Source organism: Micromonospora sp. WMMD967, assembly GCF_029626165.1.
GTDB lineage: Bacteria > Actinomycetota > Actinomycetes > Mycobacteriales > Micromonosporaceae > Micromonospora > Micromonospora taraxaci.
The window spans coordinates 5,747,670-5,763,952 of the sequence record NZ_JARUBK010000001.1; the positions used below are offsets into that span (position 1 = coordinate 5,747,670).

At 71.9% G+C, this 16,283-nt stretch carries 10 protein-coding genes; 1 reads left to right on the forward strand and 9 read right to left on the reverse strand.

Translation table 11 applies throughout. The features are described 5' to 3' along the window. Window positions 1-54: 54 nt before the first annotated feature. Entirely contained in the window at window positions 55-1,311 is a 1,257-nt protein-coding gene (locus O7631_RS25900; protein WP_278146659.1) for a phosphodiester glycosidase family protein, read from the reverse strand. Window positions 1,312-1,612: 301 nt separating this feature from the next. On the opposite strand from O7631_RS25900, the gene O7631_RS25905 reads away from it, so the two are divergent. After that, entirely contained in the window at window positions 1,613-7,150 is a 5,538-nt protein-coding gene (locus tag O7631_RS25905) for a carboxyl transferase domain-containing protein (RefSeq protein ID WP_278146660.1), read from the forward strand. Between the two features lie 91 nt (window positions 7,151-7,241). Here O7631_RS25905 and O7631_RS25910 read toward each other — a convergent pair whose 3' ends face one another. From O7631_RS25910 to O7631_RS25945, 8 genes are all read right to left on the reverse strand, one after another. Further along, on the reverse strand, window positions 7,242-7,820 hold the full coding sequence (locus O7631_RS25910) for a sigma-70 family RNA polymerase sigma factor (RefSeq protein WP_278146661.1): 579 nt from the start codon (window positions 7,818-7,820) through the stop codon (window positions 7,242-7,244). A 67-nt stretch (window positions 7,821-7,887) separates the two neighbouring features. Further along, the gene (locus O7631_RS25915; RefSeq protein WP_278146662.1) at window positions 7,888-9,783 is read right to left on the reverse strand and encodes an ABC transporter ATP-binding protein; all 1,896 of its coding nucleotides are present in this window, start codon (window positions 9,781-9,783) and stop codon (window positions 7,888-7,890) included. Next, on the reverse strand, window positions 9,780-11,486 hold the full coding sequence (locus tag O7631_RS25920; protein WP_278146663.1) for an ABC transporter ATP-binding protein: 1,707 nt from the start codon (window positions 11,484-11,486) through the stop codon (window positions 9,780-9,782). The genes O7631_RS25915 and O7631_RS25920 overlap by 4 nt, the downstream gene beginning before the upstream one ends. A 49-nt stretch (window positions 11,487-11,535) precedes the next feature. Further along, complete coding sequence (locus tag O7631_RS25925; RefSeq protein ID WP_278146664.1) at window positions 11,536-12,096, reverse strand: gluconokinase; 561 nt, start codon at window positions 12,094-12,096, stop codon at window positions 11,536-11,538. Further along, window positions 12,086-13,315, reverse strand: coding sequence for a D-mannonate dehydratase ManD (gene manD, locus O7631_RS25930; RefSeq protein WP_278146666.1), 1,230 nt, complete (start codon window positions 13,313-13,315; stop codon window positions 12,086-12,088). Before manD ends, O7631_RS25925 begins: the two co-directional genes overlap by 11 nt. Before the next feature lie 39 nt (window positions 13,316-13,354). Further along, window positions 13,355-14,503 (reverse strand): galactonate dehydratase, encoded by a 1,149-nt coding sequence (gene dgoD, locus O7631_RS25935; protein ID WP_278146667.1) that lies wholly within the window; start codon window positions 14,501-14,503, stop codon window positions 13,355-13,357. 7 nt (window positions 14,504-14,510) lie between these two features. Beyond that, the gene (locus tag O7631_RS25940) at window positions 14,511-15,326 is read right to left on the reverse strand and encodes a carbohydrate ABC transporter permease (RefSeq protein ID WP_269679536.1); all 816 of its coding nucleotides are present in this window, start codon (window positions 15,324-15,326) and stop codon (window positions 14,511-14,513) included. Then, complete coding sequence (locus tag O7631_RS25945) at window positions 15,323-16,273, reverse strand: sugar ABC transporter permease (protein ID WP_269679537.1); 951 nt, start codon at window positions 16,271-16,273, stop codon at window positions 15,323-15,325. The genes O7631_RS25940 and O7631_RS25945 overlap by 4 nt, the downstream gene beginning before the upstream one ends. Between the last annotated feature and the right edge of the window lie 10 nt (window positions 16,274-16,283).

Sequence of the window (16,283 nt, forward strand, 5' to 3'; positions counted from 1 at the left end):
ATTCGCCCCGACCGGCGGGCACCGGGCGGGGCGAATCCGTACGGGTCCGACAGGTCAGTGGCGGCCCACGAAGATCCCGATGCCGTTGGCGACAGCGCGCTCCGTACCGTCGGACGGGTTGTTGCGGGCGGTTGCCGCGGCCTGGCCCGGCTCGCGGACGGCGACCGTGCTCGATCCGCCGCCGTCCAGGTTCACGGCGTCGTACGCGCCGAGCGAGCGCATCAGGTCGGCCAGCTCCGCGATCGTGAAGCCGGCGCTGGCCGGGGCACGGCCGGCGAGGGCGACCAGGTAGACGGTCCGGCCGTCCGGGCTGACCCCGGCGGAGCTGCGTACCGCGGCGGTCTTGGTGTCGAGGCCGACCAGCGGCGCGCCGTCGCGCAGGATCGGCGCTCCGCCGACCGCGAAGGTCAGCTTCGGCTTGCCGACGGAGTCGAGCTTCTCGCGCACCTGGACCCGGTCGCCGACGGCGAGGTCGTCGAGCGCGTCCGCGCCGCCCTCACGGCCGACGAGCACCTGGGTGTCGGCGGGGATCGCGCCCGCGCCGGGCACCTGACCGACTGTGGTCACCACACCATCGCGCACTGTCACCTCGTAGGTGTGGGTGCTGCACGGGTCGCTGCGGCTGGTGTCGGAGCCGCAGGTCGAGCGGATCCGGGAGGCGGCGCCCCAGTCGGAGGTGAACAGGCCGACGCCGCCGACCGGGAGCGCGTACTGGTTGAGGCCGCTGAGGGCGATCGTGCCCTTGGCGCTGCGGACCTCGCCGTCCAGGCTCAGGGTGTCGACGCGCGCCTTGCCGTTGACGCCCACCCCGAACACGTCCCGGGTCGAGGTGCCCGGGGCGAGGCCGGGGCCGAAGCGCTGCGCGGTGGGCACCGCGAACTTCAACTCCTCGCCGTCGGCGATCTCCGGGCCCGACGAGGAGTAGGTCGGGGTGACGCCGGCGTGGGTCTCGGCGTTGTTGAAGAAGTCGCCGTTCACACCGGCGACGGCCCCCTGGTCGTTCGTCATGGCCGAGACGACAGTGCGCTGCGCGACCGCGTCGGGGTGCAGCAGGTCCAGGGAGACGGCGTTCTTCTTCAGGTCGGCCGTGAGCAGGTAGCCGACGGTGACGCCGCGAGGCGTGCTCACCTGGAATGAGCTGTACGTGACCCCCGGCGCGAGCTGCTCGGTGGAGGTGACGGAGACCGGGGTGCCCGCCTCGGTTACCGTGGCGGTCGTGGCGTGGGCTGCGCCGACCGGGGCCACGAGCGTGCTCAGCCCCGCGGCGAGCAGCAGCGCCAGACTCGGGCGTACGAGGTTGGATGACCTCATTGCCGCTCCTTTCGTGATGCGATTCCTGGCCTGCGCCGGGAGGATCGAACCGGCTGGTGACCCGGCCCGGCGATGATCTTCCTGACCAGCCGACCAGGCCGGGGTGAACACGGGACACGGTCGACGTGAACCGCCCGGGCCGACTTGATCAACTGCCGGAGCCGACGCCTGGGTGCCAAAAAGTTTTGTGCACTTCCTACAACTGAGCGACTGTTGGTTCAGTGGTTGCGCCATAGCGCTGGCCGCCGCCAGCCGGAAAGGTGATCACTGCAGTTCAAGGTCTAGCTAAGGGGTCAGTCGGGTGTTCAACCGTGTCGCCATCGTCAACCGTGGTGAAGCCGCCATGCGGCTCATCCACGCGGTCCGCGAGTTGGCCGCGGAGACCGGCATCCAGCTCGAAACCGTCGCGCTCTACACCGACGTCGACCGCACCGCCACCTTCGTCCGCGAAGCGGACATCGCCTACGATCTCGGTCCGGCATCCGCCCGCCCGTACCTCAATCTCCAGGTGCTGGAACGCGCCCTGACCGAGACCGGAGCCGACGCCGCCTGGGTCGGCTGGGGCTTCGTCGCCGAGGATCCGGCGTTCGCGGAACTGTGCGAGAAGATCGGCGTCACGTTCGTCGGGCCGAGCCCGGACGCCATGCGCCAACTCGGTGACAAGATCGGCTCCAAGCTGATCGCCGAGGAGGTGGGCGTTCCGGTAGCCCCGTGGAGCCGCGGCGCTGTCGAGACCCTGGTCGCGGCCCGGACGGCGGCGGCCGAGATCGGCTACCCGCTGATGCTCAAGGCGACAGCGGGCGGCGGCGGGCGCGGCATCCGGGTGATCCGGAACGAGGCCGAGCTCGACGACGCGTACGAGCGGACCAGCCAGGAGGCGGCGCGGGCCTTCGGCAGCGGCATCGTGTTCCTGGAACGCCTGGTCACCGGGGCCCGGCACGTCGAGGTCCAGGTGATCGCCGACGGACAGGGCACCGCCTGGGCGCTCGGCGTCCGCGACTGTTCGGTGCAGCGGCGCAACCAGAAGGTCATCGAGGAGTCGGCGTCACCGGTGCTCGACCCGGCGCAGGCCGCCGAACTCAAGGCGTCGGCCGAGCGGCTGGCCGTGGCGGTCGGCTACCGCGGGGCGGCGACCGTGGAGTTCCTGTACCACCCCGGGGACCGGCTGTTCGCGTTCCTGGAGGTCAACACCCGCCTCCAGGTCGAGCACCCGATCACCGAGCTGACCACCGGGTTCGACCTGGTCAAGGCACAACTGCACGTCGCCTCCGGCGGCCGGCTCGAAGGCACGCCGCCGGTGGAGCGCGGCCACGCCATCGAAGCCCGGCTCAACGCCGAGGATCCCGACCGTGACTTCGCGCCGTCCCCGGGGCGGATCGCGCGGCTCGACCTGCCCAGCGGCCCCGGCATCCGGGTGGACACCGGCGTCAGCGAGGGCGACACCATCCCCGCCGACTTCGACTCCATGATCGCGAAGATCATCGCGTACGGCCGCGACCGCGACGAGGCGCTCGGCAGGCTGCGTCGGGCCATGGCGAACACCACGGTGATCATCGAGGGTGGCGCGACGAACAAGAGCTTCGTGCTCGACCTGCTCGACCAGCCCGAGGTGATCGACGCCAGCGCGGACACCGGCTGGATCGACCGCGTCCGTGGCGAGGGCCGACTCGTCACCCACCGCCACAGCGCGGTCGCCCTGGCCGCCGCCGCCATCGAGGCGTACGAGGAGGAGGAGCGCGTCGAGCGGCAGCGGCTGCTGTCGACGGCAGCCGGCGGACGCCCCCAGGTACAGCACGCCAGCGGCCGACCGCTCGACCTCAAGCTGCGCGGCGTCGGCTACCGCACCCGGGTGGCCCGGGTCGGCCCACACCGGTTCCGTGTCGGCATCGAGGCGGGCAGCGTCGTCCGCACCGCCGACGTCGAGCTGGACCGGTTCGACCGGCACACCGGCCAGATCGTCGTCAACGGCATCCGCTACCGCCTGCTCACCGGCACGTACGGGCCGACCCACCTGGTCGAGGTGGACGGTGTGACCCACCGGGTCAGCCGCGACGAGGGTGGCGTCCTGCGCTCCCCGATGCCGGCGCTGGTCGTCGCCACGCCACTGGAGATCGGCGCCGAGGTCGAGGCGGGCGCCCCGGTGCTGGTGCTGGAAGCGATGAAGATGGAGACGGTGCTGCGGGCGCCGTTCAAGGCCCGCCTCAAGGAGTGCGCCGTCTCGGTGGGCAGCCAGGTGGAGGCGGGTGCGCCGCTGCTGCGCCTGGAGCCGCTGGCGGACGACGCCGAGGAGGCCACTGACGGCCCGACCGGCGAGACCGTCGAACTGGACCTGCCGAGCGCCACCGAGGACGTCCCGACCGACGAGCGCGTCCGGCGCGGTCAGGAGGACCTGCGAGGGCTGCTGCTCGGCTTCGACGTCGACCCGCACGACGACCGTCGGGTGCTCGACGGTTACCTCACCGCGCGGCGACAGGCCACCGACGCGAGCCAGCGGCCCGGGGCCGGTCAGCGGCCGCTCGCCGCCGAACTCGACCTCATCGAGGTGTTCGCCGACCTCGCCGAGTTGAGCCGTAACCGGCCGACCGGTGAGGACGGCGGCGGCGCCCACGTGCACAGCGCCCGGGAGTACTTCCACACGTATCTGCAGAGTCTCGACGTCGAGCGGGCCGGGCTGCCGGACGCCTTCCAGACCAGGCTCGCCAAGGCGCTCGGCCGGTACGGCGTCACCGATCTGGAACGCTCCCCCGCGCTCGAAGCGGCCGTGTTCCGGATCTTCCTGGCCCAGCAGCGGGCGTCCGCCGAGGCCGCTGTCGTCGCGACCCTGCTGCGCGCCTGGCTGCGGGAGACCCCGCCAGACGAGTCGTTGCGCGAGCCCGCCGGTCTCGCGTTGGAGCGGCTGATCGCCGCGACGCAGGTGCGTTTCCCCGTGGTCGCCGACCTCGCCCGTGGCGTGGTGTTCGCCTGGTTCGCCCAGCCGCTGCTGCGACGCAACCGGGCCCGGGTGTACGCCGAGGTCCGTGGGCACCTGCGGCACCTGGATGCGCAGCCGGACGCGGCGGACCGCGCCGAGCGCATCGCCGAGATGGTCCGCAGCACCGAGCCTCTGGTCCGGCTGCTCGGGCAGCGGTTGGTGCGCGACCACCTCGACAACGCGGTGATGCTGGAGGTGCTGACCCGGCGGTACTACGGCAACAGGGCGCTCACCGGCGTGCGTAGCCAGGCCGTCGCGGGCTGCACGTTCGTGGTCGCCGAGCGGGCCGATTCGAGCGTGGTCTCCGCCGCGGTGCGCTTCGACGCGCTGGGCAGCGCGTTGCGCGGGCTCGCCGAGCTGGCCGGCGACGGGGAGTCCGTCGACGCCGACATCTACCTCGGTTGGGAGAACCAGCCGGAGGACTTCGACGCGATGGCGGCGGCGCTGGCCGAGGTGATCGCCGCGCATCCGCTGCCGCCTCAGGTCCGCCGGGTGACCACCACCGTCGCGGGTCGCGGCGGGGCGGTCATGCACCACCACTTCACCTTCCGCCCCTCCGACACCGGGCTGACCGAGGACCGGCTGATCCGTGGCCTGCACCCGTACATCGCGCAGCGGATGCAGTTGGAGCGGCTGCACAAGTTCGACCTGACCCGCCTGCCGTCGTCGGACGAGGAGGTCTACCTCTTCCAGTGCGTGGCACGGGAGAACCGGGCCGACGAACGTCTCGTCGCGTTCGCGCAGGTGCGGGACCTGACCGAGCTTCGCGAGCAGGACGGCCGCCTGGTCGCGCTTCCGACCACCGAGGACGCGATCGCCGCCTGCCTCGACTCGATCCGCCGCGCCCAGTCGTTGCGGCCGTCGAAGACGCGCTTCAACACCAACCGCATCGTGGTCTACGTGTGGCCGCCGAGCGAGCTGACCCGCGAGGAGATGGAGATGATCGCCGGGCGCGTGCGCCCGACGACAGCCGGCGCCGGGCTGGAGGAGATCCTGTTCATCGCGCGGCAGCGCGACCGCCGGACCGGCGAACTGACCAAGATCGCCGTACGGATCTCGTTCGACGCCGCGGGCGGCGCGGAGCTGGCCGTCGGCGAACCGCCGGTCGAGCCGATCGAGCCGCTCGACGAGTACCGACTCAAGGTGCTGCGCGCGAGCAGCCGCAACACCGTGTACCCGTACGAGCTGACCGGCCGACTCGGTGACTTCGTCGAGCACGACCTCGACGACGACCACACAGTGCAGGATGGACGGTGCTCGTCTCCGCCCAAAACCGGCTCCGTCTGCGCTCCGTCGCTAGTACCGGTGGACCGGCCGCGGGGGCGCAACAGCGCCGCCATCGTCGCCGGGGTGGTCACCACGCCGACCGAGCGGCACCCACAGGGTGTCACCCGGGTGGTGCTGCTCGGTGACCCGACGAAGTCGCTGGGCGCGCTGTCGGAGCCGGAATGCCGGCGGGTGATCGCCGCCCTGGACCTGGCCGAGCGGATGCGGGTGCCGTTGGAGTGGTGGGCGCTGTCCGCCGGCGCGCGGATCTCGATGACCTCGGGCACCGAGAACATGGACTGGGTGGCCGCCGCGCTCAAGCGCATCGTCGAGTTCACACAGGCCGGCGGTGAGATCAACATCGTGGTGGCCGGCATCAACGTGGGCGCGCAGCCGTACTGGAACGCCGAGGCGACGATGCTCATGCACACCAAGGGCATCCTGGTCATGACCCCGGACTCCGCGATGGTGCTCACCGGCAAGCAGTCGCTCGACTTCTCCGGTGGTGTGTCCGCCGAGGACAACTTCGGCATCGGTGGCTACGACCGGGTGATGGGCCCGAACGGGCAGGCGCAGTACTGGGCGCCGAACCTCACGGCCGCCCGGGACGTGGTGATGGCGCACTACGACCACGCGTACGTCGCCCCCGGCGAGGACGCTCCCCGACGGGCGGTCACCTCCGACCCCACCGGGCGCGACATCTCCGACTTCCCGCACGACGTGGCGGGCAGCGCCTTCCGCACCGTCGGGGAGATCTTCTCCGTCGAGGCGAACCCGGACCGCAAGAAGCCGTTCGACATCCGTACGGTGATGCGGGCCCTCTCCGACCAGGACCACCCGGTCCTGGAGCGGTGGGCGGGCATGGCGGACGCGGACACCGCCGTCGTACAGGACGTCCACCTCGGTGGCATCCCGGTCTGTCTGCTCGGCATCGAGTCCCGGTCGGTGCCCCGGCACGGCTTCCCGCCCACCGACGGCCCGGACACCTACACGGCGGGCACGCTGTTCCCCCGCTCGTCGAAGAAGGCGGCGCGGGCGATCAACGCGGCCAGCGGCAACCGACCGCTCGTCGTCCTGGCGAACCTGTCCGGCTTCGACGGCTCACCGGAGTCGATGCGCAAGCTGCAACTGGAGTACGGCGCCGAGATCGGTCGGGCGATCGTGAACTTCGACGGACCGATCGTCTTCTGCGTGATCTCGCGCTACCACGGCGGTGCGTTCGTGGTGTTCTCGAAGGCGCTGAACCCGAACATGACGGTGCTCGCGTTGGAGGGCTCGTTCGCCTCGGTGCTCGGTGGCGCACCCGCCGCCGCCGTGGTGTTCTCCGCAGACGTCAACGCCCGCACCGCGGCCGACCCGCGCGTGCGGGCCCTGGAGGCCGGCGTCGCGGCCGCCAGCGGCACCGAACGCGCCGCGCTGACCGCGGAACTCGACGAGTTGCGCTCGTCGGTGCGGGCGGAGAAGCTCGGCGAGGTCGCCGCGGAGTTCGACCGGGTGCACAACATCCACCGCGCGGTCGAGGTCGGCTCGGTGGACGCTGTCGTCCGCGCCGCCGAACTGCGTCCGCGCATCATCGAGGCCATCGAGGCCCGCCTGGGGTGACACCCGCGCGGAACGTCAGCGCCACCGGTCGTCGACCGGTGGCGCTGACGTACGAGGGTGACGTGCGGGGTCGCCGGTCCGGTGCTCGCGCTCAGCTCGTCTGCCGCTCCCGGCCCGGGGCGCTGTCGAGCTGCCAGGCCGTGGCGAGATCCTCGCGTGCCCGGGCCACCCTGGACCGGATCGTGCCGACCGGGCACTGGCAGATCTCCGCCGCCTCGGCGTACGACAGGCCGAGCACCTGGGTGGCGACGAACGCCTCACGGCGCTCCGGGGCCAGACCGGCGATCAGCTGGTGCAGTGTCACGCTCTCGTCGGCCCCGGCGGTGATCGCCCCGGCGGCCTCGGCCGCCGCCTGCCAGTCCGGCACGGACGCCAGCCTGGGCCGGACCACCGCCGTTCGTACGTGGTCGACGGCGACCCGCCGGGCGATCGTGAACACCCAGGTGCGGGCCGACGAGCGTCCGGCGAAGCCGGGCAGGTTGCGGAATGCCCGCAGGAACGTCTCCTGGGTCAGGTCGTCGGCCTCACCCGGCCCGGCGAGATGCGACAGGAACCGCCAGACCTGGTCCTGGAGGGCCCGGACGAACGCCGTGGCGGCCTGCCGGTCGCCCTGGCCCGCGTCCTGCGCCCACCGGGTGACCTGGGCGTCGTCAACGCCGCCGGTCCGCACTGACCACCGTCCTGTGTGCCACGGGCGCTCCTTCTCGGCCGGGAGGCCGTCGTCGGGACGCCGCCGGTCAGCCGCGCACTCTGGTTGTCGTCGGCCGGTCCGGAAAAGTTCCCGGGGCTCCCACATCCGGGTGACGGTTCCCCTCGGTGCTCTCCCGTGCGGGCGGCACCGGGTCGGGCGTACGCCAGGAACGCCACAGGTTGCTGTAGCCGCCACCGGCCGCGAGCAGCTCGGCGTGCGTACCGTGCTCGGCGACGCGACCCTGGTCGAGGACGACGATGCGGTCCGCGGTGGCCGCCTGGCTGAGCCGGTGGGCGACGACCAACGTGGTACGGCCCTCGGTGGCCGCCACGGCGGCCCGGTCGAGGTCGCGCGCGCCCGCGCTGCCCGCCTCCGCGGTGGCCTCGTCGAGGACCGCGACGGCGGGGTCGGCGAGAACGAGGCGGGCCAGCGCGAGGTGCTGGGCCTGCGCCGCGGTGAGCTGCCGTCCGCCCTCCCCCACGGCGGTCGCCAGCCCGTCCGGCAGGGTACGCAGCCACCCGGTGGCGCCGACGAGGTCGAGGGCGCGGGTCAGCTCGGCGTCGGTGGCGTCCGGGTCGGCCAGGCGTAGGTCCTCGGCGAGCGGCCCGGCGAACACGTGCACCTCCTGGCTGACCAGGGCGATCTCGCGTCGGAGCTGGTGTTCGCCGAGGTGGGCCAGCGGCACGCCGCGCAGGCGCACCGAACCCTGGCTGGGCTCGATGATGCCGGCGATGATGCCGGCGAGCGTGCTCTTGCCCGCACCGCTCGCGCCCACCAGCGCCACGCGCTCACCGGGTGCGAGACGGAGGGTGATGTCCCGCAGCACGACAGGTCCGTCGTCGTAGCGGTGCTGCGCGACGGTCACCTCCAGCGCCGCCGGCTCGGGCCGCTCCGGCCGGGCGGGCCGGCGGCTGTCGGGCGATGCGGTGTCCGGCAGTGTGGTCACGCCGACGAGCCGGGCGAGGCTCGCCCCGGCCTGGAGCACCGAGTCCGACTCGAACAGCAGCAGGCCGATGGGGTTGAAGAGGCGGTGGAAGTAGAGGGCCGCGGTGGTCGCCGCACCGACGGTGGACAGGCCCTCGCGGACCAGCAGGAAGCCGGCGAGCAGCACGGCGGCCAGCCCGACGAACTCGGACCTGTTGATGCGCAGCCCGAACCTGGTGAACAGGCCGAAGATCTCCAGCGCCAGGTCGCGGGCGACGCCGGAGCGGTCGGCGATCCGCGCGACGTGCGCGTCCTCCATCCGGTAGGCGCGTACCGTCGCCGCGCCGCGCAGCGCCTCGGCCGTCGCCTGCGTACGCTCGCCCGTCGCCACCCGCTCGCGGGCGTAGTACGGCACCGACCGCCGGAGGTACCAGCGCAGCGCCACCGCGTAGGCCGGTGCGGCGGCCAGCCCGGCGATGCCGAGCCGCCAGTCGAGGGCGAAGAGCCCCAGCGCCGTCAACACGACCGACAGCGTCGCGCCGAGGAAGGCGGGGCCGCTGGTGGCGATCACGTTCGTCACCACCGCCACGTCGTCGCCGGCCCGGGCCACCAGGTCGCCGGTCCCGGCCCGCTCCAGGGTGGCCGACGGCAGGTGCAGGGCACGGTCGAGGACCCGCTCCCGCAGCCGGGCCAGCACTGTCTCGCCGAGGCGTGCGGCGACCGCGGCTCCGGCCGCGGTGAGGAGCCCGGCGAGCACCGCCGCGCCCGCGATCACGCCCGCCCAGGCCACGACCTGCTGTGTGTCGGTTCCGGCGATGACGTCGTCGACGAGGCGCCCGAGCACCCACGGCGCGACGAGCCCGGTCGCGGAGGCGGCGACCAGCAGCGTGCCGGCGACGACGCTGAGCAGTGGCAGGCGGGCCAGTTCGGTACGGAGGGCGGCCCAGGTCTGCCGGCCGGTGGCCGTCGGCAGCAGGTGCCGCGCCTCGACGCGGCTCGCGGTCGACGGGTCGGTCATCGCAGGACCTCCTCCCGGTAGCGGGTGTCGCTGGCGAGCAACCGCTCGTGCGGACCCTCGGCGACCACCCGACCCTTGTCGATCACGGCGACCCGGTGCGTGACGTGCAGCAGGGCCGGGCTGGTGGTGATCAGCACCGTGGCGCGGGCGTCCGCCGCGCGGACCGAGGCCAACCCTTCGGCGAGCAGTGCCTCGGTCACCGCGTCGACAGCCGTGGTGGGGTTGTGCAGCACCAGCACCGGTGGGTCGGCGACGAGCGCGCGGGCGAGCCCGATCCGCTGCCGCTGACCGCCGGACAGGTTCGCTCCCCGCTCGGTGAGCCGGCGGTCGAGGCCGTCCGGGTGTGCGGTGAGGACGTCCTCGGCGGCGGCAGCCCGCACGGCGGCCCGCAGGACCGTGTCGTCGACGTGGGCATCGGCGCTGAGGTTGGCGCGCAGGGTGCCCTCGAACAGCGCCACGTCGTGTGGCTCCACCAGGACCACGGTGCGCGCGGCGTCGATGTGCAGGTCCTCCACGGGTACGCCGTCGACGTACAGCGTCCCCCGGTAGTCCGCGTGGTGCACCCGGCCGGCCAGCAGCGCGACGAGCGCTTCGGCCTCGCTCGGGTCGTAGGCGAGCACGCCCAGGATCTCACCGGCGCGGACGCGCAGGTCGACGGCGTCGAGGCCCGCGTGCGAGACCGCGTCGAGGGCGAGCCGGGACGGGCTCGGGGCGGGCGGCCCGGCGTCACCCGGCGCGAGGACCGGCGCCGCGCCGAGGACCCGCGCGACCCGCGCCGCCGAGGCCCGGGCCATGGCGAACAGTTGTACGCAGTACCCGAGCGTCTGCACCGGCTCGGCGATGAACTGGGCCAGCCCGACGACGGCGACGAGTTCGCCGATGGTGAGCCGACCCTCAAGCGCGAGCCAGCCCGCGACGCCGGCGACCGTCGCGAGGAAGAGGCCGTTGACCATGGTGGTGAGGCCGAGGTGCAGGCCCTTGGTGGTGGCGGCGCGAAGGGTCACGTCGAGGGCGTGCCGGCTGGCGCCCGCGTACCGTCGGGCGGCGTGGTCCTGCGCGCCGATGCCGCGCAGCACGCGCAGCCCGGTGACGAGGTCGACGGCGAGCGCGGTGGTGGCCGCGAGCGCCTCCTGCTGCGACGTGCTGCGCCGGGTGAGCAGCGGCGCCATCCGCTGAAGGGCGACGACCAGCAGCGGTACGCCGATGAGCACCCCGAGCCCGAGGGGGACGTCGACGACGAGGAGCGCGACAGCCGCTACCACGATCGCGGTGAGCGCCGCGGCGGTGAGCCCGGCGACGCGTACGACCAGCGCGGACAACTCGGCGTCGGAGGCCGTGACGGACAGCAGCTCCCCGTCGCGCAGACCCGAGCGGTGTCCACGCGGGTCGAGGGCGCTTCGGACTATCTCGACGCGGGTCGTGTGCGCCTCGTGTTCGACGGCGGCGTAGGCCAGCCGGGCGCCGGTGCGGTAGGCGAAGGCGAGGGCGGTGAACAGCGCGGCGAGGCCGGCGAGGGAGAGCAGCAACGCGGCGACGTCCCCGGTGGCCACCGCCCGGTCGATGATCACGCCGATGGCGACCGGTACGAGGGCCTCGGTGGCCTGGTGGGCGCAGAGCAGCACGATGCCGAGCACCACCCGGCGGCGCTGGCGGCGCAGGGCACGGCGCAGCACCACGCCCCCGCTGATCTCGGCGACTGTCATGCTCGGATCGATGGGGGCATGGCGGCGAACTCCGGTGGGTGAGGGCAGGCTAACCTAACATGCCACCGGAGGCCTCCCCCATCGGCGTCCAGACGGGCAGGCCGAGCCTCCTGACAGCTATCGCGACCAGGGCTCGCGGCGGGAGCGAGACGTCGAGCACGAGCACCGACTCGTCCGGCTCGGCCGGTTCCAGCGTGGCGAGCTGGGAGTCGAGCAGACTCGCCGGCATGTAGTGCCCCTCGCGTCGCGCCATCCGCTCCCGGATGACCTCCGCCGGCCCGTGCAGGTGCACGAAGTCCACCTGCGGCGCGCCCTGGCGGAGCACGTCCCGGTACGACCGCCGCAGTGCCGAGCAGGCCAGCACCGTCGACCGGCCCTCCGCCGCGCGAGCGGCGATCCACAGGGCGATGTCGACCAGCCAGGGCCTCCGGTTGCCGTCGTCCAGGGGTACGCCGGAGCGCATCAGTGCCACGTTCTCCGGGGAGTGGAACTCGTCCGCCTCGACGAACGTCAGCCCGGTCACCGCGCTGATCCCCCGCGCCACCGTGGTCTTACCGCACCCGGAGACGCCCATCACCACGATGTGCCGGCTACGCGGCTCACCAGTCATGGACCGTGCCGTCCTTGAGCCGGTTGAAGGGCAGGTAGGCCGGCTCGTACGGGAACCGGGCCGCCGCCTCCTCGTCCAGCTCCACCCCGAGCCCCGGCTGGTCGCCCGGGTGCAGGTAGCCGTCGGTGAACGTGAACGACTGCCGGAACACCTCGTTGGCCAGCGGGGTGTGCTTCATGTACTCCTGGATCCCGAAGTTGTGGATGGCCAGGTCCAGGTGCAGCGCCGCGGCCATGCCCACCGGGGAGATGTCGGTGGGGCCGTGGATGCCGGACTTGATCTGGTACTGGGCGGCGAAGTCGAGCAGCTTGCGCATGGCGGTGATGCCGCCGGTGTGGGTGACCGCGGACCGGACGTAGTCGATGAGCTGCTCGCGGATCAGGGTCTGGTAGTCCCAGACGGTGTTGAAGACCTCGCCGATGGCCAGCGGGGTGGTGGTGTGCTGGCGGACCAGCCGCAGCGCCTCCTGGTTCTCGGCCGGGGTGCAGTCCTCCAACCAGAACAGGTCGTACGGTTCGAGGGACTTGCCGAGCTTCGCGGCCTGGATCGGGGTCATCCGGTGGTGACCGTCGTGCAGCAGCGGCAGCTCCGGGCCGAACTCGGCGCGCACCGCCTCGAACACGGTGGGCAGGTGCCGCAGGTACGCGCGGGTGTCCCAGTCCTCCTCGGCCGGCAGCGGGGTGCGCTGCGCGGGTTCGTAGTCGTAGCGCTGACCGGTGGCGCTGGGTTGCGCGGCCACGCCGTAGACGGCGTTGATCCCCGGCACCGACGTCTGCACCCGGATCGACCGGAAGCCCTCGTCGAGGTGGCGGCGGATCGAGTCGAACAGCTCGGGGATGTCCCGCCCCGACGCGTGCCCGTACGCCATGATGCCGGTGCGGGACGCGCCGCCCAGCAGCTGGTACAGCGGCATGCCGGCGGCCTTGGCCTTGATGTCCCAGAGCGCGACGTCGACGGCGGCGATGGCGGCCATGGTGACCGGCCCCCGCCGCCAGTACGCCGAGCGGTAGAGGAACTGCCAGGTGTCCTCGATCCGGTGCGCGTCGCGCCCCATCAGCAGCGGGGCGACGTGGTCGCGCAGGTACGAGGCGACGGACAGCTCACGGCCGTTGAGCGTGGCGTCGCCCAGGCCGGTGATGCCGTCATCGGTGGTGATCTTCAGCGTGACGAAGTTCCGGTCGGGGCTGGACACGATGATGTCCGCGGCGACGATCTTCACGGGGGTGCCTTTCCGTTGGTGCCGGTCTGGGGGGTGGTCTCACCACTCCGCGAAGGAGCCGTCGGCGTGCCGCCAGGTCGGGCTGCGCCAGGCGTGACCGCGTTTGTCGGCTGTCCGTACCGCGTGTTCGTCGACCTCGATGCCGAGACCGGGTGCGGTCAGCCGGGACACGTACCCGTCGACGAAGGTCAGCGGGGTTTTGTCGAGGCAGTAGTCGAGCACCTCGGCGCCCAGGTTGTAGTGGATGCCGATGCTCTGTTCCTGGATCAGGAAGTTGGGGGTGGCGAAGCCGACCTGGAGGCAGGCGGCGAGTGCGATCGGCCCGAGCGGGCAGTGCGGGGCGAGCTGCACGTCGTACACCTCGGCCAACGTGGCGATCTTGCGTACCTCGGTGATGCCGCCGGCGTGCGCGAGGTCCGGTTGGGCCACCGCGATGCCGGCCTGCAGGACGGGTAGGAACTCCTGCCGGCTGTAGAGCCGCTCCCCGGTCGAGACCGGGGTCGTGGTGCACCGGACGACCTCACCGATGAGGTGTGAGTTCTCCGGCACCACCGGCTCTTCGAGGAAGAACGGCCGGTACGGCTCCAGCAGCGGTGCGACCCGCCGGGCGTTGGCGAGCGTGAACCGCCCGTGGAAGTCGACGGCCACGTCCCGCTGGTCGCCGAGGACCTCGCGGGCGACGGCCACCCGCTGCACCACGGCGTCGAGTTCGGCGACCGAGGCCAGCGGGCCCATCCGTCCGGAGGCGTTCATCTTCACGGCGGTCAGGCCGGCCTCGATGCGGGCGCTGATCTGGTCGCGGATCTCGGCGGGCTCGTCGCCGCCGACCCATCCGTAGACCCGGATCCGGTCGCGGACCGGCCCGCCGAGCAGCTGGTGTACGGGGGCGCCGTAGTGCTTGCCCGCGATGTCCCAGAGCGCCTGGTCCAGACCGGACACCGCGCTGGCCAGGATCGGCCCGCCCCGGTAGAAGGAGCCCTTGGTCAACACCTGCCAGTGGTCCTCGATGCGCAGGGCGTCCTGACCCGTCAGCAGCTCGGCGAGCTGCTCGACGGCCGTGCGGACGGTCTCGGACCGGCCCTCGCAGGTCGCCTCGCCCCAGCCGACGATGCCGGACTCCGTCTCGATCCGGACGAACAGCCAGCGCGGCGCGACGAGGAAGGTCTCCACCCGTGCGATCTTCGTCATGGAGCGGTCAGCCCTTCGTGGCACCGGCGGTGAGGCCGGAGACGACGTACTTCTGCACGAACAGGGCGATCAGCATGATCGGCAGGGTGACCACCGTCGCCGCGGCCATCAGGCCGCCCCAGTCGATGCTGGCGTAGCCGACGAAGTCGAAGATCGCGACCGGCAGCGTCTTCGTGTCGGCGCCGGAGAGCACCAGGGCGAACATGAAGTTGTTCCAGGAGAAGATGAACGACAGGATGCCGGCGGTCGCGACGCCGGGCACCGACAGCGGGAGGGTGATCCGCCGGAACGCGCCGATGTGGGTCAGCCCGTCGACGAGCGCGGCCTCCTCCAACTCGGTCGGCAGGCCGTCGAAGTAGCCCATCATGATGTAGACGATCAGCGGCAGCGACACGAACATGTGGCTCAGGACCAGCACGGTGAAGCCGCCGACCATCTTGAGGTTCGAGAAGACGTAGTACCACGGCACCAGGAGCGAGACGCCGGGGATCACCCGGGCCATGAGCACGACCAGCGCGGACTTCTTCATGGCGAAACGGCTCATCGAGTACGCGGCCGGCACCCCGAGCAGGAGCGAGAGCGTCGTCGCCGCGAACGCCACCCACAGGCTGTTGCCGATGAACTGGAGGTAGTTCGCCTGCTGGAGCACCGTCTCGTAGTTCTTCAGACTGGGCGAGAAGACGAAAGCCTTGGCGGTGTCGTAGATGTCCACGTTGGTCTTGAACGACGCGGCGATCATCCAGAGCAGGGGCGCCATCAGCGCGAACACCACGACGACGAGAGCCGACGTTCGGAACACCTGGTACGGCTTGCTCGGCTTCATCGGCCCAGCCCTTTCTTGCGATAGGTGAGGGCCCACATCACTCCGATGATGATCAGGAAGAAGATGATGAGGACCGTCGACGAGACGCCGTAGTCGTTGTAGTCGAAGCTCAGGCCGTAGGCGTACACGTTGAGGGTCTCGACCTCGTGGAAGGACCCGCCACCGCGACCCTTCGTCGCGTAGAGGATGTCGAACGTCTTGAGTGCGTCGATGCCACGCAGCAGGATGGCCACGATCACCGTGGGCATCAGCAGCGGCAGGGTGACGTGCCGGAACCGCTGCCAACTGCTGGCGCCGTCGATCCGGGCCGCCTCCTGGGGTTCGTCGGACAGCGAGGTGAGCCCGGCGAGCAGGATCAGCACGACCATCGGGGTCCACTGCCAGATGTCGATGAACATCGTCGTCGGCAGCGCCGAGTGCTGGCCGGCCAGCCAGGGTTGCGGGCCGATGCCGACCCAGCCGAGCAGTTGGTTCGCCATGCCGATGTTGGGGTCGAAGATCAGGCGCCACATCATGCCGACCGCCACCGGAGTGGCCACCAGCGGCAGGAGGATCGCGACCCGGACCCACTTCTCGCCGCGGAAGGGTCGCCACAGCAGCAGGGCTATCGCCATGCCGAGGACGACCTCGAAGAACAGCACGACGCCGGTGAACAGGACCGTCCGCCAGACCGCCGGCCAGAACCGTTCGGTGTCGGTGAGCACGTCGACGTAGTTCTGGACGCCGATGAACTCGAAGTCGGCGCGTACCGAACCCTCGGCGTCGGTCAGGCTCAGGTAACCGGTCCACGCCACCGGAAAGATGATCAGCAGGGCGACGAACGCCATGGCGGGCGCCGCGAAGAGCCACTTGCGGTGTTCGTTGGCCCACCGTGACCAGGCGGAGTCTTCCGGGGGCGCCGCAGCGGCCTCGGGCGTGTCGGTGCGGGGGGTGATGACGGCTGACATGAGGGGTCTC

Coding starts and splice junctions, on each gene's coding strand:
- O7631_RS25900 (WP_278146659.1), bottom strand. CDS start 1,311: ATGAGGTCATCCAACCTCGTACGCCCGAGTCTGGCGCTGCTGCTCGCC.
- O7631_RS25915 (WP_278146662.1), bottom strand. CDS start 9,783: ATGACCGACCCGTCGACCGCGAGCCGCGTCGAGGCGCGGCACCTGCTG.
- O7631_RS25920 (WP_278146663.1), bottom strand. CDS start 11,486: ATGACAGTCGCCGAGATCAGCGGGGGCGTGGTGCTGCGCCGTGCCCTG.
- O7631_RS25925 (WP_278146664.1), bottom strand. CDS start 12,096: ATGACTGGTGAGCCGCGTAGCCGGCACATCGTGGTGATGGGCGTCTCC.
- dgoD (WP_278146667.1), bottom strand. CDS start 14,503: ATGACGAAGATCGCACGGGTGGAGACCTTCCTCGTCGCGCCGCGCTGG.
- O7631_RS25940 (WP_269679536.1), bottom strand. CDS start 15,326: ATGAAGCCGAGCAAGCCGTACCAGGTGTTCCGAACGTCGGCTCTCGTC.
- O7631_RS25945 (WP_269679537.1), bottom strand. CDS start 16,273: ATGTCAGCCGTCATCACCCCCCGCACCGACACGCCCGAGGCCGCTGCG.